Below are 24,077 nucleotides of genomic sequence, written 5' to 3'. Positions count from 1 at the left end.
TGGTGTCGGCGCCGAGCACGGCGCGTTCGCCGTAGCTTTGCGCGCCGGTGGTGTCGACCGAGCCGCCGTTGATGGCCAGCGTGCCGTCGGCATCGGTGGTGACGGACGCGGCCTTGACCGCGCCGCCGAACACGGTGTCGCCGGAGGTCGTGACGGCGAGATCGCCCAGGCGGGCGGCGCCGCCGACGGCGCGGTCGAAGCCGATGTTGCCCGCTCCGGCCGAAACCGTCAGGTCGTGGGTGCCGCCGTCCACCGTGCCGTGGAAGGCGATGCCGCCGCCGCCGGAAGCGATCGACTCGTCGGCGTCTAAGGTGAGCGCGCCGCCGTAGCTCTGCGCGCCGGTCGTGGAAACGGTGTGCGTCGTTTCGCCATCGGCGGCATGCAGCGCGGTGGCGCCGGAAATGTCCAGCGATGCGAGCCTGCCGACCGCGCCGACGTTGCCGGTGATGTCGGCATCGCCGGTGATGGCCAGGCCATAGGCGCCGTCGTCGGTGGCGTCGACGCCCTGGCCCAGGATGACGTGGGCGCCTGTCAGGCTGGTGTCGTCGCTCAGCTGGGCATGTTCGCCGTACGACTGGTCGCCGGTGGTGTTGACCGATCCGCCGCCGATGATGAGCGAGCCCGCGGCATCCGTGGCGACGGACGCCGCGTCGATGGCGGCAAGGAGGAAGGTGCCGCCCGGGGTGTAGACCTCGAGGTCGCCGAGCCGGGCACCGGAGCCGACGGCGCCGGTGAAGTAGGCATTGCCGTCGGCGACCGTGACGGTCAGCGCATGGCTGCCGTCGACCGTGTTTTCGAACCCCACACTGCCGGTGCCGGCCGTGACGGCCGTGTCGGCGCCCAGCGTCACCGCGCCGTAGTAGCTCTGGCCGCCGGTGGTGGCGATCGATTGGGCCGTCTGGCCGTCGGCCGCGCGCAGCTGGGCGCTGCCCTGGATCGCGAACTCGTCCAGCCTGGACACCGCGCCGATGTTGCCGGTGATGTCGGCATCGGCATCGATGTTCAGCGATGCGCCGCCTTCGGTGGCGGCGTCGATGCCCTGGGCCAGGATGACGGTATCGCCCTTCAGGCGGGCGCTGCCGCCGAGCACGACGCGTTCGCCGTAGGACTGGTTGCCGGTGGTGTCGACCAGGCCGCCGTCGATGGCCAGCGTGCCGGCGGCATCGGTGGCGACCGAGGCGGCGGTGACGGCGCCGCTGAAGCGGGTGGCGCCGCCGGTGTCGACGGTCAGGGCGCCGAGGCGATGGGTGCTGCCGACGGCGGCATCGAAGCCGACGTCGTAGGTGCCGGCCGAGACGGTCAGGGCGGAGGTGCCGTTGACGGCGCCGTCGACCGTGTCGTGGAAGGCCACGGCGCCGCCCGCGCTCAGCGACGACGAATCCCACAGGGTGACGGCGCCGGTGTAGGTCTGGCCGCCGGTGGTGACGATGGACTGGGGCGTGTGGCCGCCGGCGGCGCGCAGCGCGGTGCTGCCGGATACCGACAGCGCTTCCAGCGCGCCGAGGGCGCCGACGTCGCCGGCGATGTCGGCATCGGCGGTGATGGTCAGGCTTTGCTGGCCGGCGTTCGCCGCATCGGCGCCATGCGCCAGCGTGACGGTGGAACCGGTCAGGGTGGTGTCGTTGCCGAGCACGGCGCGTTCGCCGTAGCTTTGCGTGCCGGTGGTGTCGACCGAGCCGCCGTTGATGGCCAGGGTGCCGGCCGCGTCGGTGGCGACGCTGGCGGCGCGGATGGCGCCGTCGAACACGGTGGCGTCGCTGGCGTTGACCGTCAGGGCGCCCAGCCGGGTGCCGCTGCCGATGGCGTCGCTGAAAGCGACGCTGCCGTCGGTGGCGTTGACCGTCAGCGCGTAGCCGCCGTCGACGGGGCTGTAGAAACGGATGTTGCCGGCATCGGCGGTCAGCGTCTTGGCGGCATGCAGCGTGACGGCATCGCCGTATTCCTGGGCGCCGGCGGTCGAGATGTTGCCGCTGCCGCGCAGGTCGGCGTTGCCATAGATGGCCAGCGATTCGAGCTTGCCGCTGGCGCCCAGGGCGCCGGTGATGTCGGCATTGCCGGCGATGGTCAGGCTTTGCTGGCCGGCGGTGGCGGCGTCGACGCCCTGGGCCAGCGTGATGGTGCTGCCGGTCAGGGTGGTGTCGGCGCCGAGCACGGCGCGTTCGCCGTAGCTTTGCGCGCCGGTGGTGTCGACCGAGCCGCCGTTGATGGCCAGCGTGCCGGGGCCGTCTGTCGTGATGGAGGCGGCGGTGACGGCGCCGCCGAATTGGGTCAGGCCGCTGGTGTCGACCGTCAGGTTGCCCAGCGCGTCGCCGGCGCCGACGGCGCGGTCGAAGGCGACGCCGCCCGAAGCGGCCGAGACGTGCAGGTCGTGCGCGCCGTCCACGGTGCCGTGGAAGGCGATGGCGCCGCCGGTCGTGCTCAGCGATGCGTCGGCGTCGAAGCTCAGCGCGCCGCCGTAGGTCTGGGCGCCGGTGGTGGCGACCGTGTGCGCGGCCTGGTCTTCGGCGGCGTGCAGATCGGTGGCGCCCGAAACCGACAGCGACGCCAGCCGGTAGTTCGCGCCCACGTTGCCGGTGATGTCGGCGTCGCCGGTGATCGTCAGGCCGTAGGCGCCGCTGTTGGGGGCATCGGCGCCCGCGGCCAGCCGGACGAGCGGCGCGGTGAGGACGGCGTTGCCGTACAGCAGCACGAGGTCGCCGTAGCTCTGGTTGCCGGTGGTCGTGACGTTGCCGTACAGCCGGGTCTGGCCGCCGGCATCGGTCGACAGCGTGGCGGCCTGGACGGCGCTGCCGAAGACCGTGGAGCCGTTGGCGTTGACGATCAGGTTGCGCAGATGCGTGGTGCCGGCGCCGATCTCGCCGATGAAGAACGCGTCGGCGCCGGCGTCGACCGTCAGGTCGTAGGCGCGGACCGGCGCACTGCCGATCTGCACCGCGCCGTCGACCTGCACCGTGCCGCCGGCGTCGAGGGTCAGGTCGGTGTTCAGCGTGACGCTGCCGAAGCTTTGCGCGCCGGTGGTCGAGACCAGGCCGGCGGAGAAGCTGCTGTTGCCGGCCGACAGCGAGGCGAGCTGGTGGGTGGCGCCGACCTCGCCGCCGAAGCTGGCGGCGCCGGTGACGCCGAGGCTGCGCGCGGTGCTGTCGGCCGAGTCGATCGTGTCCTGGAAGACGGCCGTGCCGCTGCCCATGACGACCGTGCTGTCGCCGCCTAGCAGCGTCTTGCCGCCGACGGTGAAGTCGCCGCTGCCGGCGATGTAGCTGCCGTTGAGCGTGACGTCGTCGGAGTAGCTCTGGTGGCCCGAGGTGGTCACCGACCGTACCAAGGCGTCGCTCGCGTCGACGTCGAGCGCGGCGAGGTTGGTCGCGTTGCCGCCGATGACGACGCTGCCGCCGTCGGCGTTGGTGAGGACCGTGCTGAAGCCGCCGCCGTTGAGCGTGCCGTCGATCTGCAGATCGTTGCCGGCGCCGTTGACGGTCGCCACATAGTTGCCCGCCAGCGTGGCGTTGCCGTGCACCGCGATGGCGCCGCCAGCGAGATTGCCGCCGATCGTGAGGTTGCCGGTGTAGGTCTGGTCGCCGAAGACGCCGCCGACCACGGTCTGGACATTACGTATCTTGATCGTGCCGCCCTGCATCGAGACGTCGCCGCTGGTCGTCAGGTCGTGCTGCACGTCGACGGTGCCGGTCCCGGACGCCGCCAGCGTGATGTTGCCGGCGTTGGCGCTGCCGGCGGTGATGCCGGTGGAACTGGTGATGCTGCCGGCCGACGCCGATACGTCGCCGTCGCCGGTGGCGACCTGCCTGAGCGTCAGCAGCGTGGCGCCGCCGGCGAGCGCGATGTCGCCGGTGCCGTCGATGGTGGCGCCCATGGCGGACGTCGCGGCGGTGGTGGCGACGTTGATCCCGCCGTCGCCGGTGACGTGCACCGTGACGTCGCTGGCATTGGTCTGGAACGCGGTGTCGGCGCTGCCGATGCCGGTCTGGCTGGTCAGCGACAGGACCCGGGCCGACAGCGGCGACGCGCCGTCGAACACCAGGCTGTGGCCGTTCGCCGTCAGCGTGGCGATGCCGTTGCCGCTGCCGGCCGTGATGGCCCCGTCGACGGTCAGGTCTCCGCCGTTGGCGATCAGCGTCAGGCTGTCTTCGACGCCGTCGCCCACGTTGGCCGACGTTACCGTCAGCGCGCCGGAAGCGACGGCCGACAGCGAGCCGCGGTCCGAGCTCAGCGTGGCGGTGAGGTCGCCGGTGTTGCTGACCGTCAGGCCGTTGGTGCCGTGCAGGGCGGCAGTGAGCGCCGCCGTGACGGTATTGAGCAAGGTGGGGCCGCCGCTGCCGCCGCTTTCGAACACGATGCTCGAGGCGGTGGCGCCGATGGTGCGGCCGCTGGCGCCGGCTACCACGTCGGTCTTGCCGACCAGCCGCAGCGTGCCGGTGGTGTTGAAGTCGGCGGTGGGCACCTTGAGCGTGCCGCTGCCGCCGGTGCCGGCTTCCAGGCTCAGGCTGCCGTTGCCCTTCAAGTCGATGCCGGCCGACACGTCGAGGTTGCCGGTGGCGGAAACCAGCGCCTGGCCGGCGTCGGCCAGCGAGATCGTGCCGCCGGCGAGCGTGGCGTTGCCGATCAGGCTGACGGCGATCGCGCTGCCCTGGTCGGTGGCGGTCAGGCCGCCGAGGGTGGTCGCCGCGATGGTGATGGGGGATGCCGTGCCCGCCTGCAGGTCGCTGATCGTGCCGATGCCGCCGCTGGCGGTCAGCGTGGCGGTCTTGGCGGTAACGTTGGTGCCAGGCGCGCCGGCCAGGATCCTGCCATGCGCGGCCTGCAGCGTGACCGCGCCGTTGTCGGCGCCGCCGTTCAAGGTGCCGAGCGTCAGGTCGCCGTCGGCGACGTACAGCTTGATGCCGCTGTCGACTGCGTTGTTCGTGACGATGCTGGACGCGGTGGTGGGGCCGGCGCTGACGATGTCGATCATGCGGCCGGTGGCCGAACCGATGGTCACGCCGGCGGCACGGTCGTTGTCGAGATAGGTGTCGAGGCACTTGCTGTCCAGCACCAGGGTGCCGGCCGTGGTCTGGACCCGGCGGTCGGCGCTGCCGATGCCCGACGTGCCCTTGAGCGTGACGGTGCTACCGGTGATGCGGGTGCCGTCCAGCCCGTCGTCGACGAGCAGGCGGGTGCCGGGGGATCCGGCGGTTGCGTCGATCGTCACGCTGCCGGTGCCGGCGTCGATGTTGCCGAGCACGGTGCGGCTGGTGGTGCCGGGCGCGGTGGCCACGTTGATGGCGCCGTTGCCCGACACCATATTGGCCAGGTACGCGCTGCCGGTGATCTGCAGGTCGATTGTCTTGTTATGGGTTTCGAGATAGGAGATGCCGGCGTTGTCGGCCGTGCCGAGATAGAGCGCGCCGGCGCCGCTGGCCGCGTCGATATGCTGGCCGCCAACGCTCAGGCGCGTGGCCGTGCTGCCGATGTCGTAGCGCGCGGACAGGTCGATGTCGCGGGCGACCACCGAGGCGGTGCCGCTGCCCAGTATGTAGCCGTTGCCGGCCGACAGCGAGACGTGGCCGGCGTTGGCGCCGGCCTGGACGTTGGCGACGGTGATGTTGCCGCTGGTGGCGGTGACCGAGATGTCGTTGCCGGCCGCGTCGCTGGTCGACCTCAGATTGGTGAGCAGGACCGAGCTGCCCGACGTGACGCCGATGCTGCCGTTGGCCGCCGTGGCCGTGAGGCCGGCCGCCGAACCCGACGCCAGGTTCAGGCCGATGTCGCCGGCGCCGGTCGTGGTGGCGGTGATGGGCGCGTTCGCCGCGGCGATCCGCAGCGGCGCGGCGTCGCTGCCGATGCCGGTGGCGGCCGTCAGCGTGATGGCGCCGGTGCCGCCGGAATAGCTGCTGGTGATGCCGGTGCCGCTGCCGGCGAGGATCTTGCCGGCGGTCGCCTTCAGCGACAGCGTGGCGGCAGGCTGCGCGCTGCTGCCGTAGCTGAGGGCGCCGACGGTCAGGTCGCCGGTCTTGGCGGTGATCGTCGCGCTGCCGGTGGTCTGGATGTTGTCGAGGTACACGCTGCCGTCGTTGACGACGTTGACGCCGCCCTGCTGGGTGGTGGCGGTCAGCGTGCCGACGTCGAGGTTGAGCGCGTAGCCCAGGCCGATGCCGCCGGTCGCGCCGTCGTAGCTGCCGGTCGTCATCGCCAGCGTGCCGGCGGTGATCTTGTTGCCGCTCTGGCCGTAGATCGCGCCGTCGGCCCACATCGAGCCGTTGAAGCTGTACGCCGTGCTAAGCGTGGCGCTGCCTGTCGAGCCGACGTTGAGCGTGCCGACGTTCAGCCGGCCAAGAGTGCTCAACGTGAGGTTCATCGGCGACGATGCGGTCAGCTTGCCCAGCGTCGCCGAGCTGCTGTTGTCGCTATAGCTGAAGTTGCCGCTGGTCATGTTGGCGGCGATGATCGATCCCGTGCCCGACGGGCCGCTGCCGGAGCCGTAGAGGGTGTTGGTGCGGGTGATCGTCAGGTCGGTCAGCGCGATCGAATCGTTGACGTAGAAAGCGCCGGAATTCTGGAGACTGAGTACCGGCGTCGTCACGTTGATGGCGGCGCTCGAGCTGCCGATGGCCGCGGCGCTATAGTCGTTGGCGGTGAGCGATACGCTGCTGCCGATGATCTTGTTGCTGGTATTGTTCGCGAGGATCGATCCCTGCTTCGCGGTCAGGTTGACATTGCCTGCCGAGCTGGAATCCGTGGCGCCCGTGATGCTCCCGATAGACAACCCATAGGCGGCGCCGATGGTGATGTTTCCTGGCGCATTGATGTCGTTCAGGTTCAGGCTGCCGGAGCTTTCCGAGAGGTTGACGCTGCCGGTCGCGCCGCGGCCGTTGGCTGCTGCCTGGACGTTGAGTATCGTCGCGTTGACGCCGCCGTAGTAGTTGCGGGTCGAGATGGCCGATTGATTGCCGACCGACCCGGCGGCGTTCAGCGTGAGCGTCGACGCGTAGTTGATGGTGCCGCTGACGATGGAGCCGCCGTTGTTGCCGATGCTGACCGTGTTGTTGTAGGCCGTGACGGTACCGAGCGCCAGGTCGCCGTGGGCGTTGGTGACGTTGATCGCGCCGTAGGCGCTGGTGTTGCTCAGCGTGGCCAGGGAGTCGCTGGCGCCCTGCAGGGCCAGGTTGATACCGCCGGTATTTGCCTGGGCCGATACCTCCAGGGCGGTGGTTTGCAGCGCCGTGCCGGTGCCGATCCCGCCGCCGGCGTAGGTTGCGTTCAGCGTCAGGCTGCCGGCGTCGATCAGATTGCTCGATTGGCCGGAGATGCTGCCTCTGTAGGCCGTCAGCCTGGCCCAGCCGAGACCGCCCAGGTCGATGTTGCCGACCGAGAAGTCGGCCCAGCTCGCGTAGGTGAAGTCCAGGCCGGATTCGTCGGTGACCGCATCCAGCGCGGTGTTGGTGCCAGACAGGATCTGGCGGCTGGTAATGCCGTCGTCGGTCTTGACGTCGTACTGGTACGACCCGCTGGTGTTTTCCGTGGTGAGGTTGATCGCGTCGAGGTGGGTGCGCGACACGACATGTATGTCGCCGGTGACGTCCATCGACAGGATGGGCGCGGTGAAGTACAGCGGATTGGCCACGCTGCCCGCGGTGCCGCCGCCGACGGTCGTCAGCGACAGCCTCGCCGCCGTGATGGTTTCGCTCGCGTCCTTGCTGAAGATGCCGTTGTAGCCGGTCAGTCCGACGGTGCCGTAGTCCTGGACGCCGATGTTGCCGATCGACTGCTGGTGGTAGGAGGTCAGGTTGAAATTCAGCCCGGTGCTGTCCGTGACGTCGTTGACGTGGGTCGTCGTGCCGTCGTCGGCGACCTCGAACACGAGGTTCGGCACATTGATGTCGAAGGTCTGGCCGGCGTTGCCGGTCTGGTCGCTGGTCAGCGACAGCGAGACCAGGTCGCGCGCGTTGCTGACGTGGATGTCGCCGGCGGAGCGTACGTTCAGGGCCCAGGCCTCGGTCTGGATCGCGCCTTGCGTGCCGACGCCCAGCTGGCCCCATAGCGTGACGTTGTCGCCGTGCAGGTATTCGCCGACGCCGTTTTCGACGGTGCCCAGGGAGCTTCTGATGCCGACGTTGCGTCCGTTCCTGCCGTCGACGTTGCCGACCTTCACCGTCCCGTCGCTGGTGAAGTTGAAATCGATGCCGCTCTCGTCGGTAACGTGCGTCACCTGGACGAGGTTGGTGCTGCCCGTGCTCTGGTCGTCGATGTCGAAGGTGAGCTGCGGCGCCGTGATCGTCAACTGGCTGGGGTCGCCCGCCGTCGTGTGATTGGCGGTCACGTCGAGGCTGTACAGGTCGCTGCGGTCGAAGACCGTGATGTCGCCGCCGCTGACCAGGGTCAGGTTGGGCGTGTCGACCAGAATCGGCGATGTTGTCTGGCCGATGATGCCGGTGCCGGCATCTAGGGTCAGATTGCTGGCGCTGACGTAGAAAGCGCCGTCGGACAGGAAGGAGCCGCCGTCGGTCAGCCTGATCGTGGCGGTGCCCAGCGTCAGGCCGTGCAGCGTCAGGTCGCCCGAATTCGACAGGTACAGGTTGCCGGATACCGTCCCCGCCAGGCTGGAGACCTGGGTCTGCAGGGGCGTGGACCTGGCGTAGACGCCGACTGAACCGTTGGTGTTCAATGTCAGATCGCGCGTGGTGATCTTCGACGAGTCGTCGAATCCCTGGATGCTCGATCCCTTCAGCGCGACCGAACCGTTGGCGCCGGTGCTGATGGTGCCGAGGGTCAGCGTGGTGTTGGTGCCGATGTTGAACGCCGTATCGTTCGTCGTCGTCAGCGTGTTGATCCGCAGGCCGTAGGTGAAGTCGTAGCCGATGCTGCTGGTCAGGCCAGTCGAGGCGATGCTGTAGGTGGGCGCGTTGCCGCCGTTGCTGACGTTGGCGGTCAGGCTCAGCGAGTCCAGGGCGCTGTTATTGGAAACGTAGACGTTGGCGGCCGACGTGATCGACAGATTCTTCGTCGTGGTGTTGATCGTCTGGGTTCCGCTGCCTCCCACGCTGCCATACGCGTTCGCCGCCGACAGCGTGACACTGCCCGCGGTGATGCGATTGCCGCTGCTTCCGAGGATAGACGGCGCGGGGAAGCTGCCCGTGGGCGATTGATAGCTGCCCCTGGAGGTCAGCGTCACGGTCCCGGCGCTGCCGACGTCGATGGTGCCGACCGTGAGCGCGCGGTCGGAGGTAAAGCTGAAATCCAGCGGGCTGCTGGTGCTGACGTTGGTCAGCGTGGTGCTGAGGCCGTTGCCCGCATCCGCCACCGAGAAGTTGCTGATGCCGGTGCCGACGACTGAATAGGAGTAGACCGGGGTGTAGGTGTACGAGGCCGAGGCGACGTTGTAATTCGTATGGCTGACCGTCATCCCGAGGTGCTGCAGGGCTTCGGTGCCTCTGACCGCGATACTGCCCGACGCCGTCAGGTCGAGCGAGCGCGTTTCGACCAGCAAGGGGGATCCGGTGCCGTTGCCGATACCGTTCAACACGGCGTCGTTGTAGCTATTGAGGGCCGACAGCGACACCGCGTCGGCCTTGATGCCGGTCCCGCTCGTGGCCATCCGGATGGTATTGCCGTAGCTGCTGCCGCTGCTGGTGCTCAGGCTGACGCTGTCGGCCGCCTCGACGCGGCCGACCAGGATGTTCTTGCTGGTGGAGAAGCTGAAGCCCTCCAGCCCGCCGCCGTACACATTGAGGGTCTGCGCACGGCTGTTGGCAGCTCTGCCGGAAACGGCGAGGACCTGGTCGTCGATCGCGATGGTCTGGCCGCTGACCGTGGTTATGCCGAAATTGACGGCTGCGGTCGCACCGGCCGTGGAATTCAGCGCCAGGTCGGTCAATGCCCTGTCGTCGGTCACATAGAAGTTGCCGGACGCCGCCATCGACAGCGCGCTGGTCCCGGACAGCGTGATGGCCCCGCTGCTGCCGCCGGCGCCGATCGAGCCATAGCTGGTCGAAAGCGTGACGTTCCGGCCTTCGACGTTGATCCCGCCATTGCCGTCGTTGGCAATGTTGCCGAACGAGGTGCCGATGTCGGCCGAACCGCCGTTGGTCTGGATCGAGCCCAGCCTGATGTCGTGGTTGCCGCGGAAGCTGAACGCGAGCGGCCCGTCGCTGCTGCCGATCGATTGCAGATAGTACAGGCTGCCGTCGTCGTTCATCTGGAGCGCGAGATGGGGCGCCGAGATCGAGAATGTGCTGTCGTACGTATAGTTGCTCTGCAGATCCAGAGAGAGCGAGGTCAGTTCGCTGATGTCGCTGATGTTGATACTGCCGTTGTCGCTCTCGCTGCCGCTGCCGCTGCCGTAGACGGAGGCCAGCAGCGCCGGCGTGTCGACTTGCAGCGCCTGCGCGCTGGTGCCGAGCGACGTGCCGTACAGCGCGACCGACGAGCCGGAGACCATCGACGTGGCGTCGCGCGCGACGATGGCCTGGCCCGCGGAAAGCGTGACCGCCTGGCCGCCGGCGGCCACCGTGCCGACCGTCAGCGTGGCGCCGCTGCTGAGATCGATGGAACCGTTGGCCGCGATGACGTTGTTGGCCGTCAACGCATAGTCGCTGTAGATGCTGATGGCGCCATCGTCGGCCGCGGCGCTGTCGACCGTCAGCGAACCGCCGCCGCCAATGTTGATCACGCCTTTGTCGGCATGGGCGTTAAGCGTGCCGCTGCTGCTCAGGTACAGCACGCCGCTCGAAGAGCCGATCGACCCGTAGGCGGTCAGGTTGAACGTTCCTGCGCCGCTGGTGAAACCCATCTGGCCGCCGGCCAGAATCGAGCCGCGGTCGGCGATGATGTCGATCGACTTGTCGTAGCCGGCCATCAGGCTGCTGTACAGCTGCAGATTGCCCTGCAGCGCATGCAGGTAGAAATTGCCCGCGGCCGAGCCGTAGAACCGCGTCGTGTTGGCGGCCGAATCGGTCGGCATGTCCAGCACGAGGCTGACGTTGGCGGTGTCGGACGTGGCGTTGATCGTCTGCGCCACCAGGTGCAGCGCGCCGTCGTCGTTGCTGGCGCCGCTGTCGGCATTGCCGCTGCCGATGTTGCCCCTGGCGTGCAGCGTGATGGCGTCGGCCAGCGTTTGCGTTGCCAGGTTGCCGTCGTCGCTGATCGTGCCGGTGCTGCTGGTCAGGTTGAGCGAGCCGCTGCGGGCCACATTCACGTCGCCCAGCATGATGTTCCGGTCGCCCGTGAAGGTGAAGTTCAGGCCGCTAAGGTCGATCAGATGGTTGAAGGCATAGCCGTGGTCGGTCGAGTCGGTCAGGTCGAAGACCAGCGACGGCGCCTTGATGACGTAGCTATAGGCGATATCGGGGCCGTCGACGTGGTGTGTCCTCAGCGTGAGCGAGGACAGGTCGGCGACGTCGTCGACGAAGGTGTCGCCGGTGGTGTCGATGGTCAGGTCGGCTGTGTTGACGTCGATAGCCTCCGTCCCAGAATGGCCGACGCTGCCGTACAGCGCGGTCAGCTTGACGGTGTTGCCGGTGACGCGGGTATTCGCGTCGCCGTCGTCCTTCATGTCGCCGCCCGCCGTGATCGTCACATTGGCCGACGCGTTGCCCTGGATCTGGCCAGTGTAGATATCGCGGTCGCCGGTGAAGCTGATGGCGCCCAGCGTGCCGCTGACCAGCCGGTCGATCCGGTAGTTGCCGCCGCCGTTGCCCAGGTCGGTGACGTTGAAGTCGAGGTAGGGCGCGGTCAGCCGCAGCGTGTTCGCGATTGCCCCGTCGTCGTCGAACATGTGGTTCGACGTGATGGCCAGGCTGTTCAGCGCCAGGCTGTCGGCGACGAACATGTTCCCCCAGGTAGTCAGCGTCAGGCTGGGCGTGGCGACGTCCAGCCAATTGGCGCTGGTGCCCAGCGAATGCGCGGAGATCGAGATCGAGCCCGGGGCGCTGATGCCGGTCGCGGTGTCGCCATCGTCGAACAGGTCGTAGGCGGACGAATCGCTGGCGCCGGCGATCGTGACGCTGCCGCTGGTGCCGGTGGCGGCGATGGTGCCGATCGTCAGGTCGGCGCCGGCGGCGGCGTTGAGCGTGATGTTGGCGCCGGACGTGACCGACGCGATGGTGGTCGGGTTCAGCAGCCTGATGCGGGCGTTGCCGGTGCCGGCCGACACGTTCAGCGTGGAGGTGGCTACGGCCACCTGGGTGCCGGCGCCGACGCCGCTGGTGCCCGTCAGCATGACGTTGGCGCCGCTGACCTGCGAGCTGCTGTCGACGGCGTTGACCGCGCCGCCGGCCGCCGTGACGGCCACGTTGCCGAGGGCGCCGGCGTCGATCGCGCCCAGCGCGATGTTGGTGCCCGACGCGGCCGACAGCGCGATGTCCTGCCCCGCCAGTCCGTCGGTCCCGGCGCTGAATACCTTGAACGTGCCGGTTGCGGCGCCGCTGGCTACGATGGGGCCGGCGGCATTCAGCGTGGTGGCGAGCGTGCCGCTGCCGGTGCCGCGCAGATCGGCGTAGAGGCCGCCGCCCGACGCGATGGCCGTGATCTGGTGCGTCGTGTCGCCGCCCGCGCTCAGCGTGGCGTTGATATGGCTGGCGCTGCTGCCGATGGTGCCGCCGGCGATCAGGGTGATGTTGTTCCCGGTGATCGTGGTGCTCGCGTCGCCGTCGTCCAGGATGTTGCCCAGCGTGCTGAGCGTGACGCCATGGCCGGTGGCCGTGACGGAGCCCGCCACGATATTGCCGCCATCGGTGGTGATGGTGACGTCGCCGGTGCTGGCGATGCGGGACAGCAGCATGGTGCTGTAGTCGCCACCGATCGCGCGCATGCTGATGCCGCCCGAGCCGGCGCTTGCCTGCAGCACGCCCGCGTTGGTTTGGATCGAATCGATGTAGCTGTTGGCGGCGTCCGCCTGCAGCGTGGTCGAGGCGCTCAGGATGATGCCGTTGCCGCCGAGGCCGGTGATGTTGCCCGAGGTCGCCCTGAAGGCGCCGTAGCCGCTGCCGACGTTGACGGTGCCGATACTGATGGTTTGATCGCCGGTGAAGCTTATGTCGAGGCTGCCCGTGATCTCTTGCACCAGGTAGCTGCTGCCGTCGGAGACGTTGAAGGCCAGCCCGCTCGACTGTATCGAGTACGTGTTGTCGTGGGCGCCGGCCGACGCATGCGAGCTGGTGACGGCCAGTGTGGACAGCAGGCTCGCGCCGTTGTCGACGTACAGGCTGCCGCCGGTGGTCAGCGCCAGGGCGCGGGTGGCCGTGTTGATGGCCGAGCCATTGGCGCCCACGCTGCCCTTGGCTGCCGACAGCGTCACCGACGCGCCGGACAGCACGGCGCCGGTCGCGCCGGCGGCATTGGCGATGGCGCCGTTGGCGCTGTTGACCACGATGTTGCCGCCGCTGCCGCCGGTGGCATCGATGGCGCCGCCCAGCGTGATCGAGCCGTCGGCCATCAGCGTGACGTCGCCGCCGTTGGTGGTCAGCTTGCCGATGTTGCTGAGCGTGGCGCCGCGGCCCAGCGCCTCCAGCGTGATGGAGCCGCCCTGGGTGCGGATTTCGGTGGCCGAATCGGCGAACACGATGCCGCCGGCCAGCGTCGAGCGCAGCGTGAAGCTGTGGCCCGCGGTGGTCTGCAGGTTGATCAGGTTGTCGGCCATCTGGCCGACGGTGATCAGGCCGCTGGCTTCCAGGGTGATGTTGGCGTTGCCGGCCAGGCTTTCGAGCTTGCCGCGCGAGATGGTGTTGAGGGTGGAGCCGCTGCCGGCGTCGCCGTCGGTCACGCCGATGGTGCCGTCGGTCGCGCCGCTGTCCTGGCTGCCGCCCGACGCGCCGTCGACGATGGTCAGGTTCTGCGGGTCGAGCAGCAGCATGCCGGCCCGGCCGTGGTCGGCGCGCAGGTCGACGTCGCCTTCCAGGCCGATGTTGGCGAGGCTGGACACTTCCGCGAAGCCGCCGTCGCCGCCATGGGCGCCGCCGCGCGCCGAGATCTGCCCGTCGAAGCGGGTGGTGTCGGTCGACCACAGCGTGACCGCGCCGCCGTTGCCGCTGTCGAGCGCGTCGGCCGCCAGCCGCGCGCCGGCTGCCACGGTCAGCGTCTCGGCCTTGTCGGCATAGGTGTCGGGCGTGGCGTCGGCCGGCGCGGTGCCGGCCAGGCCGCGGCTGCCGAGCGCAATCTCGCCGCCGCTGGCCGCGCCGGAGGCGTCGATCCGGGCGCTGCCGGCGATCTGCACGTGCTGGCCGTCGACCACAACCTTGCCGCCGGTCGAGCCGGCCTGCGGTGCCGAGGCGTCCAGCGTGCCCGAGACGGCCACCGTGCCGGCCCGCCCGCCCGACAGCACGATCACGCCGTTGCGGCTTTCCACCGAGCGCGCCTGCACGATGCCGCTGACGTTGACGACGCCGTCGACCACGTCCTTCATCGCGCTGGCCGTCAGCAGCACCGTGCCGCCGTCGGCCCGGATCTGCCCGCTGTTGGCCACCAGCGCGTCGACCGGCTTGCCGTCGGCGTCCTTCGGCAGCTGGCCGACCACCGAAGTGGCGTCGAAGCTGAGCAGGCCGTCGCCCTGGAAGTCGAGCGTGAAGGTCTGCGCGCCGCCCAGCGCCACGCGGCCGAGCCGGGCCTCGATCACGCCGGCATTGCTCACGCTGGGCGCCACCAGCGCCGCCAGCCCGCTGTCGCGGATGCTGATGGTGCCGAAGTTGGAAACCGCGGCGTCGGCATTGGGCGAGGCCAGGTCGAACGCGTAGCGGCCGGCCAGGAAGTCTTCGTTGCGGATGTTGGCGGTGGTGGCCACCAGGCCGCCCACGTCGACCACGGCGGTCGGCCCGAACACGATGCCGTTCGGGTTGACCAGCATCACCGTGCCGTTGGCGTTGAGCCGGCCGAAGATCGCCGACGGGTCATTGCCCAGCACCCGGTTGAGCGTGACCGCGCTCGACGAGGGCTGCAGGAAGTTGACCGTTTCGCCCGCGCCGATGCCGAAGCTGCGCCAGTCGATGATCGCCTTGCCGGAGGACTGCCGGATGTCGACAGTGTTGCCGCTGCCGCCGATGACGGCCGATCCGGCCACCACCGTGCCGCCGGCGGGATTGGCATAGGCCGCGGGCGCGGCCAGCGCCGAACCGATCAGCAGGGCCAGGGTGGACAGCGCCGGGCGCCTGCGCCAGGGGCTGCGGGCGGCGGTGCGGAACGAGACGATGCGGGCCGGGAGTTGGCGACGGGGGCGGTAGACGCGGGTATTCATTGCCACGGCTCTCTCAGTATTGGAGGGTCAGGGTGAAGAAGACGCGGGGATGCTTGTTGTCGCGGGTGGCGACCACGGTATTGATCGGCTTGGCCAGTTCGAGCGAGGCGTATACCGAGCGGCTCAGGTTGGCGCGCAGGCCGCCGCCGAACGAGGCCACCGTCTGGCGCAGCGGCTGGTTGCCGCCGCTGTGGGCCCAGACGTGGCCGCCGTCGACGAAGCCGTACAGTTGCAGGCCGCGCGGCAGCACGTCGGGCACCGAGGGCACGTAGCGGATTTCGACCGAGCCGGCCACGCCGTTGTCGGCGGCGATTTCGCCCACGTCGTAGCCGCGGCCGAACGCGGTGCCGCCGAGCGCGATTTCCTCGCTGGCCAGCAGCGGGTCGGCGCTGAACTGGCCGGTGAATGCGGCGAACAGGCTCACGCGCGGCGAGAGCTGCTGCAGCCGGCTGGCCTCGGCCGTGAACTTCAGGAAGTCGGGGCGGCCGTTGGGGCGCGAGGCCGTCACGCTGCCCGGGTCCGAGGCGCCCAGGCCCGACAGCCCCTGGTGCACGGTGCCGCGCAGCGCCGTGATGCCGTTCCAGCTATCCGTCAGGTCATAGCTCAGGCCGGCCCGCACCACGCGCAGGCGGTCGCGCGTGAAGCCGACGCCGGAAAGATCGGTGTCGACGTCGCGCATTTCGAACTGGCCGAAGGCGCGCAGGTTCTGGCGCCGCGAACGGATCAGCGGGTAGGTCAGCGTGCCGCTGTTCGACGTGACCCGGCTGCGGACGTCGAGCGGTTCCAGTTCGCGGCCGGGGCGCGAGCGGGCGAAGCCGGTGGCCAGGCCCAGCATCAGGCCGTTGTCGGACAACAGCGCGTCGTAGTTGGCGCCGGCGAAGGCGTTGCGGTCGACCGGCATGCCGCCGCGGGCCGATAGCGCCAGGCGGTCGGCGCGCGCGCCCAGCCCGTTGAACGAGACCGAGCCCACCATTTCGTTGCTGTCGAGGTAGGGCGAGGCGCGGTTGTCGACCGTGAACTGGGCGTCGATCGCCTTGCGTTCGGAGCGCACCACGATCACCGAAGCGCCCTGGGTGGTGGGCGAGGGCTCCAGCGTGGCGCGCACCGTCATGCCGGGCAGGTCGTTGGCCAGCAGCAGCCGGCGCTCGATGGCCTCGACGCTGACCGGACGCATGCCGCGCAGCGGCGACAGCAGCTTCTCGATGGCCTGGCGCGCGGGCCCCACGCTGTCCTGGTAGACGATCTCGGCGATGAAACCCTCCACCACCACGATGCGCAGCCGGCCGTCGGCAATGGTCTGCTCGGGCACCAGCACGCGGGTGGTCACGAAGCCGGCGTTGCGGTAGCGCAGCTCGATCTCGGCGGCGATGCGGAAGGCGTCGGCGACGGTGATTTCCTTGCCCAGCCGGCCGGCGTACAGCGGCCGCAGCGCGTCGGCGCCATAGGCCGTGCTGCCCTCGATGTCGACCGCCGTCAGCGTGAAGCGGATGTTCTCGGCGCCGGCCGGGGCCTGCACGCCCGGCTGCGACGGCGGCACCACGACCGCGCCGCCCGGCGCCGGGGTGGGCGGCTGAATCGGCAGCGGCGCCTCCCGGCCCGGTTCGGCGCCCGGCGGCAGCAGCGGCGGCGTTTGGGGGGCGGCGGAGCCGGCGGCCAGCAGCAGGGCGGCAAGCAGCGCCGGCCGCGCGGGCGGCCGGTTGGCGGTATCGGGGCGGTTCGAGGGATGGAGGCGCGGCAGGCCCTTCCGGGGCAGTGGTCTCATGGCGGCGTCTTCGAAAAAAGGGGAGGTTCCAAATGTCTCAACTTGAGCCATTTTGTGACAAACGTTTGCCAAAATACCTCAAACCGAGGGCGCTTTTGCGCTCCGATTCAGCCTTTTCTCAGGGAGGAAGCGCGTACTCTCGTCGTTGGCCCCACCAAAGGTGTGTGGTAACTCGTAACGGACGACGAAAAAAAATGACTTGACTTATTGGGTTTGCAATGCCGGCGCGCCTTGCCGGGGGCCGTATCAGGCGTGAGGGGGAGGGCAGTCCGAAATCCGTATACTTCGTGTCCCGCGTCGGCGGAGCCGCGGGGGGGCCTGCGATCGAGCTAAATATCCTGCGCCAGCGTCCGTTAACCGTATAACTGGCATCTTCTATGGCGGGCAGCGAAGTGGCGGGGACGTATCCGGCCGCCGGCAACACCATGCGAATCGATACTTATGACAGCGTTTCGGCTTCGCCCCAGGCCTTCGAGGCCGCCATCGATTTCATGGCGCGCATCGACGCGGGCGGCCGCTTCCTGTACATATCGGCGCCGGGCCTGAGCTTCATCGGCTACCACCGCGAGTACCTGCGCATCATCACGCTGTTCGATCTCGTGCCACCCGACGAGGCCGCCATCCTGCGCGCCTGCCTCGAACTGGTCGGCCACACGGGCCAGCCGCAGAAGTGCTCGCTGCATCTGATCAAGACGCTGACCTACCCCCGGCTGGTAGAGCTGCGCATCGCGCCCGACCCGCGCCATCCCGACGAGTTCGCCATCGTCGGCCACGACATCTCCACCTGGGCCGACAACGAGCAGTGCCTGACCTACGCCATGCACCACGACGTGCTCACCGGGCTCGACAACCTGGCCTCGGCGCGGCGCGAGATCGAGCGCGCCAAGCAGGAGGCCAACGCCACCCGCACGCGCATCGCCCTGCTGCTGGTCGACATCGACGAGTTCCACCGCGTGAACCAGGCCTTCGGCTACGAAGTCGGCGACCGCATCCTGCACGAAACGGCGCAGCGGCTGAAGAACACCTTCGGGGGCAACGAGTTCGTGGCGCGCTGCTATAGCGACGCCTTCCTGGTGCTGCTGCGCAACGTGCCCGGCCGCGACTACGTGGAAGACGCCGGCCGCCGCATTTCCGACGCCATCCTGCTGCCGTACTCGCACCAGGGGCAGACCGTGCAGCTATCGGTGCGGATGGGCGCGGTGCTGTACCCCGATCCCGCCAACCACGCCGAGCAGCTGCTGCACCATGCCGACCAGGCGCTGGTCGACGCCCGCAAGCGCGGCGACGCCTTCGCCTTCTACCAGTACCAGAGCCTGGCCGAACGGCTCGACACGCTGCGGCTGGAATCCGACCTGCACAGCGGCATCCGCAACGGCGAGCTGTCGCTGCACTACCAGCCCATCGTCGACACCGTCACGCTCGAAACCATCGGCGTCGAGGCGCTGATGCGCTGGAACCATCCCGTTCTGGGCGCCGTGCCGCCCGCCACCTTCATCCCGCTGGCCGAATCGGCCGGGCTGATCAATTTCCTGGGCGACTGGGCGCTGAAGAATGCCTGCATGCAGCTGATCCAGTGGGACAAGCAGGGCATCCATCTCGGCTACGCCAGCGTCAACGTGTCGGCGCAGCAATTCCGCGACAGGCGCTTTCCGGCGGCGGTGCGCGACGCCTTCAAGCTCACCGGGATAGCACCTACCCGCATCGTGCTGGAGATCACCGAAAGCGTGCTGATGGAAGACCCGGTCCATGCCAAAATGCTGCTCGAAGACCTCACCGCCGTGGGCGTCCGGTTCGCCGTCGACGACTTCGGCACGGGCTATTCCAGCCTGGCCTATCTGCAGAGTTTTCCCTTGTCCACGCTGAAAATCGACCGCCGCTTCGTCAACAGCCTCACGGTATCGCGCAACGACCAGGCCATCGTCGCCGCCGTCGCGGGCCTGGCGCGCACGCTCGAGCTCGAACTGGTGGCCGAGGGCGTCGAAACGGAGGAGCAACGGCGTATGCTGGGTACCAATGGCTGCAACCTGATCCAGGGCTGGCTGGTCAGCAAGGCTTTGCCGATCGCCGAGTTGACCCATAAATTCGAGTCGGGCGAGTTGCGGGTCCGCAACCGCTGACACCGACTGGCTTGCGCACTGCTATGTTGCCTTCCGAACCGATCGAAACCACCGAACCGACCGAACCGAAGCACGCGCTGACGAGCAAGCTGTGGCTGCGCATCAGCGAGCGCGGCGACTTCCCCATGCTGTCGAATGCGCTGCGCACCACCATCTCGGCCATGAAGGGCGACGACTACGACTTCACCGCGCTGGTGCAGATCGTGCTGTCCGATTTCACGCTCACGCAGCGCGTGATCCGGCTGGCCAATTCGGCCATGTACATCGCCTTCGGCGGCAACATCACCACCGTGTCGCGCGCGCTGATGGTGCTCGGCATGGAAGCCGTGGGCCACCTCGTGGTGGGCATGAAGCTGGTCGATCACTTCCAGCAGTCGCAGTCCCAATCCCACCGCATCGACGCCAAGCTGGAACTGAACCGCGCCATGCTGGCCGGCTGCGTGGCCCGCAAGCTGGCCGAGAATCGCGACGTGCTGGCGGCCGAGGAAGCCGTGGTCTGCACGCTGATGCGCCAGCTCGGCAAGCTGCTGTGCATCTTCTATCTCGAATCCGAGTGGCAGCAGATCCGTGCCCGCGCCCAGGAAGAAGGCTGCAGCGACGAAGACGCCTGCCGCGCCGTGCTGGGCATCAGCTTCGAAGAGCTGGCCGACGAGGCCGCCGAGCGCTGGGGCCTGCCGCCGGTGATCCGCGAAGGCATGACGCCGTTCGATCCGCGCGCCGCGATCGACCCGGCCCAGGCGCGCAGCACCCAGTGGCTGCGCGCGGTGGCGGGGTTCTCCACCAGCATCTCGCAGTGCATGACGGTGGAAGACGGCGACAGCGGCAGGCGCGACCAGCGCATCAAGGAAAGCGCCTACCTGTACAGCAAGGCGCTGGCGCTGGGGCCGATCGCGCTGCAGGGCGTGGTCGACGTGCTGGCCAACGAGAACGCCAGCCAGCATTTCATCCGCGAGATCAACGAGCTGCGGGCCGAGTCGGCGCGCGGGGTGGACCACGACACGGTCGACGCCATCCGCTGCGGCCTGAGCGACCTGCAATGCCTGCCGTCGGAAAACCAGCTGTCGCAGGTACTGACGATGGCCTCCGAAACCGTGCTGGCCAGCATGGGGTTCGCGCGGACCGTGGTGTTCGTGCGCGACGCCGACAAGCGCAGCTATCGCGCCCAGCTCGGCATCGGCGCCGACATCGAGCCGCTGCTGTCCCAGCTCACGTTCTCGGCAGCGTTCTCGGTCGACGTGTTCCACCTGGCGATCACGAATTCGGTGGGCATCTTCATCGAGAATGCGCTCGACCCGAAGTTCACGCCGCACCTGCCCGACTGGTTCCGCCAGGCGATGCCCGACGCGCACGCCTTCGTGCTGCTGCCCGTGCGGGTCGGCAACGGCGCCGCCGCGCTGATCTACGGCGACTGGACCTCCACCGAACGCGCGCGCAAGATCCAGCCAGAAGAGCTGAACGCCCTCAACGACCTGTCGCTGGAACTGTCCCGCTTCTTCCGCTACGCCGCCGCCAACGTGGCAGCGGAGCTTTGACCCCCCCTACGCGCTTGCGCGCGCCCCCCAGGGGGCGATGCCGGCCGACCGGCGGCGCCGGATCGGCGGCATCCTGGAGGGGGCGGGGACATGCGGAGACCGCTTTACTCCTCTAGCATTTTGGCCTGGGAGATATTGCTGTCGGGAGGCACGCTGTGGGTCAGCCAGACGTTGCCGCCGATGGTGGATCCATGGCCGATCGTGACGCGGCCCAGCACCGTGGCGCCGGCGTAGATGACCACGTCGTCCTCCACGATGGGGTGGCGCGGAATACCCTTGGCGAGGACGCCGTTATCGTCCACCGGGAAGCGCTTGGCGCCCAGCGTGACGGCCTGGTAGAGCCGCACGCGCTCGCCGATGACGGTGGTTTCGCCGATCACCACGCCGGTGCCGTGGTCGATGAAGAAGCTGGACCCGATCCGCGCGGCCGGGTGGATGTCGATGCCGGTGGCCGAGTGCGCGATGTCGGCGATCAGGCGCGCGCAGAACGGCGCGCCCAGCTGGTGGATGGCGTGCGCGATGCGGTGACAGGTGATCGCCTTGACGCCCGGATAGGACAGCAGGATTTCCGAAATATTGGTGGCGGCCGGGTCGCCCTGGTAGGCGGCGTGCAGGTCGCTCACCAGCACGGCGCGGATCGCCGGCAGCTGCGCGGCGAACTGGCGCGTGATGCCGATCGCCTTGCGCCGCAGCTCGGCCTCGTCCAGCGCGTCGGGCGGCTCCGAGAAATACAGCGCGCGGCGCACCTGTTCCACCAGCAGGTCCAGCGTGCGGCTCAGCGTATGGCCGACGAAGTAATCGATGGTTTCGTCCGTCAGGCTGGCCTGGCCGTAGTGGGTGGGGAACAGCGCGGCCGACAATCCGGTCAGCACGTTCGTCAGCACCTCGCGCGACGGCAGTTCGCGGATGCGGTCGAGGTAGCGGATCTTGTGGCGGACTTCGCGCGACAGCCGCAGCTCGTCGACGATGTGGCGCAGGTTCCAGTCGGGCTGGTCCGACGGGTCGGGGGCGGGCAAAGAAGCCATGGTGTTTGAGAGTAAATACGACTGCTACCTAGGATAATCCATCCCACCCCCTGCGCGCTGCGCGCGTTCCCCCTCAAGGGGGCGGCGCCGGCGGACCGGCGGAGCCGGATCCGCGGCGCCCTGGGTAGGGCGGGTTGGCGCGGCGAGAGTAGAATACTGCGCCATGTCGCCGGCGCCGGCTGCCGTCGGCCCCTTGAGGGGGCCCGCAAGTTGCCGGGCGCGAAGGCGACGCTTACCAGGACAATTCCAATGAACCGCGTCTTCATCAAGTCGCTGGCCGCGCTTGCCGTTGCCGGCACCGCCGCCAGTGCCCAGGCGGCCGAAGTCAAGATCGGCGTGGCCGCCGCGCTGTCGGGCGGCGCCGGCCAGTACGGCACCGCCATCCGCAACGGCTTCCAGCTGGCCGCCGACGAAATCAACGCCGCCGGCGGCACCGGCGGCAACACGATCCGTCTGGTCATCGACGACGAACAGGGCAAGAAAGAAGAAGCCATCAACGTCTTCAAGAAGCTGATCTTCCAGGACCGCGTCCTGATGATCTTCGGCCCCACGCTGTCGAACTCGGCGCAGGCCGCCGACCCGATCGCGCAGGCCGCCAAGACCCCGGTGTTCGGCACCTCGAACACGGCCGACGGCATCACCTCGATCGGCAACTTCGTGTTCCGCAACTCGGTCACCGAGGCCGACGTGCTGCCGGAAACGATCAGCGTGGCCGCCCGCCACACCGGCATCAAGAAAGTGGCGGTGCTCTACGGCAACGACGACGTCTTCACCAAGAGCGGCTACGACAACTTCAAAAAGGCGCTGGAAGACCTGAAGATCCCGGTCACCACCACCGAGACCTTCGCCAAGGGCGACGTCGACTTCAAGGCCCAGCTCACCAAGATCAAGGCGACCAACCCCGACGCCATCGTGCTGTCGGCGCTGATCGCCGAAGGCGGCCCGATCATGGTGCAGGCCCGCCAGCTGGGCCTCACCCAGCCCATCATCGGCGGCAACGGCATGAACTCGGTGCGCATCTTCGAACTGGCCAAGGACCGCGCCGACGGCCTGTGGGTCGGCAGCCCGTGGTCGATCGAAAGCCAGACCGAGGAAAACAAGCGCTTCGTGGCCGCCTACCGCGCCAAGTACAATGCGGCGCCCGACCAGTTCGCCGCCCAGGCCTACGACGCGATGTACATCGTGGCCCAGGCGTTGAAGGGCGTGAAGCTCAGCGGCAAGGTCGAGGCCGACCGCGTCGCGCTGCAGGCCGCGCTGCCGGCGGTGAAGTGGAAGGGCGCCACCGGCGACTTCGCCTTCCGCCAGGCGCAGTCCAAGGGCAAGCCGGCCGGCTACGATGCGGTGCAGACGCCGATCGTCATGGTCACCAAGGGCGGCGCCTACGTCATCCAGAAGTAAGTAACAGGCGGGCTTGGCCGGAACGGGCAGTGCCCGCCGGCGCGGGGCGCGGGGCCGGTCGGTAGACCGGTGCCGCGCCCCTCGGCATTTTTCGGCGGAAGCCTCGCTTCCGCGCAATACAGGCTGGATCTCTACCGCCATGCTGGAACAGCAACTCGTCAATGCGCTGTCGCTCGGATGCGTCTATGCGCTGTTCGCGCTGGGCTTCACGCTGGTCTTCGGCGTGCTCGGCGTCATCAATCTATCGCACGGCGCGGTCTTCATGATCGGCGCCTACGCGGCCCTGCAAGCGGTGCTGCACCTCGGCCTGCCGCTGTGGGCGGCGGTGCTGGCCGGGGGGCTGGCCTCCGGCGTGCTGGGGGTGCTGATCGACGTCGCCATCCTCAAGCCGCTGCGCAAGCGCGGCGCGCCGCACCTGATTCCGATGATCGCCACCATCGGCGCCGGGATCGCCATCAACAGCGCGATCCAGGGCGGCTTCGGCGCCGACACCATCCGCTTCCCCGCCGGGCTGGTGCCCGACGACGCCATGGAGATCGCCGGCCTGCACGTAACGGTGATGGAACTGGCCATCATTTTCCTGTCGTTCGCGCTGATGGCGGCGCTGCTGGCGGTGATCCGCAAGACCCAGCTCGGGCGGGCGCTGCGGGCCATCGCCGAGTCGCCCAAGGCGGCGGCGCTGCTGGGGGTCGACGTGGAGGGCCTGTTCCTGCTTACCTCGTTCGCCGCGGCGGCGCTGGGCGGCGTGGCCGGCGTGCTGATCGGCCTGTATTCGAACGCGGTGTTCCCGCTGATGGGGCAGCCCATGCTGCACAAGGGCATCGCGGTGGTCATCCTGGGCGGCATGGGCGACATCCGCGGCGCGATGATCGGCGGGCTGTTCCTGGGCTTCGCCGAAGTGCTGTCGGTGGCCTACGTGGGCTCCACCATGCGCGACGCGGTGGCCTTCGGCCTGCTGTTCCTGATCCTGCTGGTGCGGCCGCAAGGCCTGTTCGGCCGGGTGCTGGAACGCAAGGCATAACGGGAAAT

At 68.8% G+C, this 24,077-nt stretch carries 7 protein-coding genes; 4 read left to right on the top strand and 3 right to left on the bottom strand.

From position 1 onward, the window contains the following. Together ABD927_RS14120 and ABD927_RS14115 are read right to left on the bottom strand one after the other, a co-directional pair. Positions 1–15,214, bottom strand: a 15,214-nt coding sequence (locus ABD927_RS14120; protein WP_345250476.1) for a beta strand repeat-containing protein, incomplete at its 3' end; no start/stop codon positions are given. Positions 15,215–15,227: 13 nt separating this feature from the next. Then, positions 15,228–16,976, bottom strand: coding sequence for a ShlB/FhaC/HecB family hemolysin secretion/activation protein (locus tag ABD927_RS14115; RefSeq protein WP_345250472.1), 1,749 nt, complete (start codon positions 16,974–16,976; stop codon positions 15,228–15,230). A 425-nt stretch (positions 16,977–17,401) separates the two neighbouring features. Between ABD927_RS14115 and ABD927_RS14110 the strand changes: the two genes are divergently transcribed. After that, complete coding sequence (locus tag ABD927_RS14110) at positions 17,402–19,093, top strand: putative bifunctional diguanylate cyclase/phosphodiesterase (protein ID WP_345250471.1); 1,692 nt, start codon at positions 17,402–17,404, stop codon at positions 19,091–19,093. Between the two features lie 23 nt (positions 19,094–19,116). Then, entirely contained in the window at positions 19,117–20,625 is a 1,509-nt protein-coding gene (locus ABD927_RS14105) for an HDOD domain-containing protein (RefSeq protein WP_345250470.1), read from the top strand. A 104-nt stretch (positions 20,626–20,729) separates the two neighbouring features. Here ABD927_RS14105 and epsC read toward each other — a convergent pair whose 3' ends face one another. Then, entirely contained in the window at positions 20,730–21,650 is a 921-nt protein-coding gene (gene epsC, locus ABD927_RS14100; RefSeq protein WP_345250469.1) for a serine O-acetyltransferase EpsC, read from the bottom strand. A 249-nt stretch (positions 21,651–21,899) separates the two neighbouring features. On the opposite strand from epsC, the gene ABD927_RS14095 reads away from it, so the two are divergent. Both ABD927_RS14095 and ABD927_RS14090 read left to right on the top strand, forming a co-directional pair. Next, positions 21,900–23,048, top strand: a complete 1,149-nt coding sequence (locus tag ABD927_RS14095) for an ABC transporter substrate-binding protein (protein WP_345250468.1) — start codon at positions 21,900–21,902, stop codon at positions 23,046–23,048. 139 nt (positions 23,049–23,187) lie between these two features. Next, positions 23,188–24,069 (top strand): branched-chain amino acid ABC transporter permease, encoded by an 882-nt coding sequence (locus tag ABD927_RS14090; RefSeq protein ID WP_345250467.1) that lies wholly within the window; start codon positions 23,188–23,190, stop codon positions 24,067–24,069. Positions 24,070–24,077 lie beyond the last annotated feature (8 nt).

Origin of the sequence: Pigmentiphaga soli (genome assembly GCF_039541095.1) — a bacterium.
Lineage (GTDB): Bacteria > Pseudomonadota > Gammaproteobacteria > Burkholderiales > Burkholderiaceae_B > Pigmentiphaga > Pigmentiphaga soli.
Note: the sequence above shows the minus strand (reverse complement) of the source record. Positions and strands in the feature narration are given on the sequence as shown.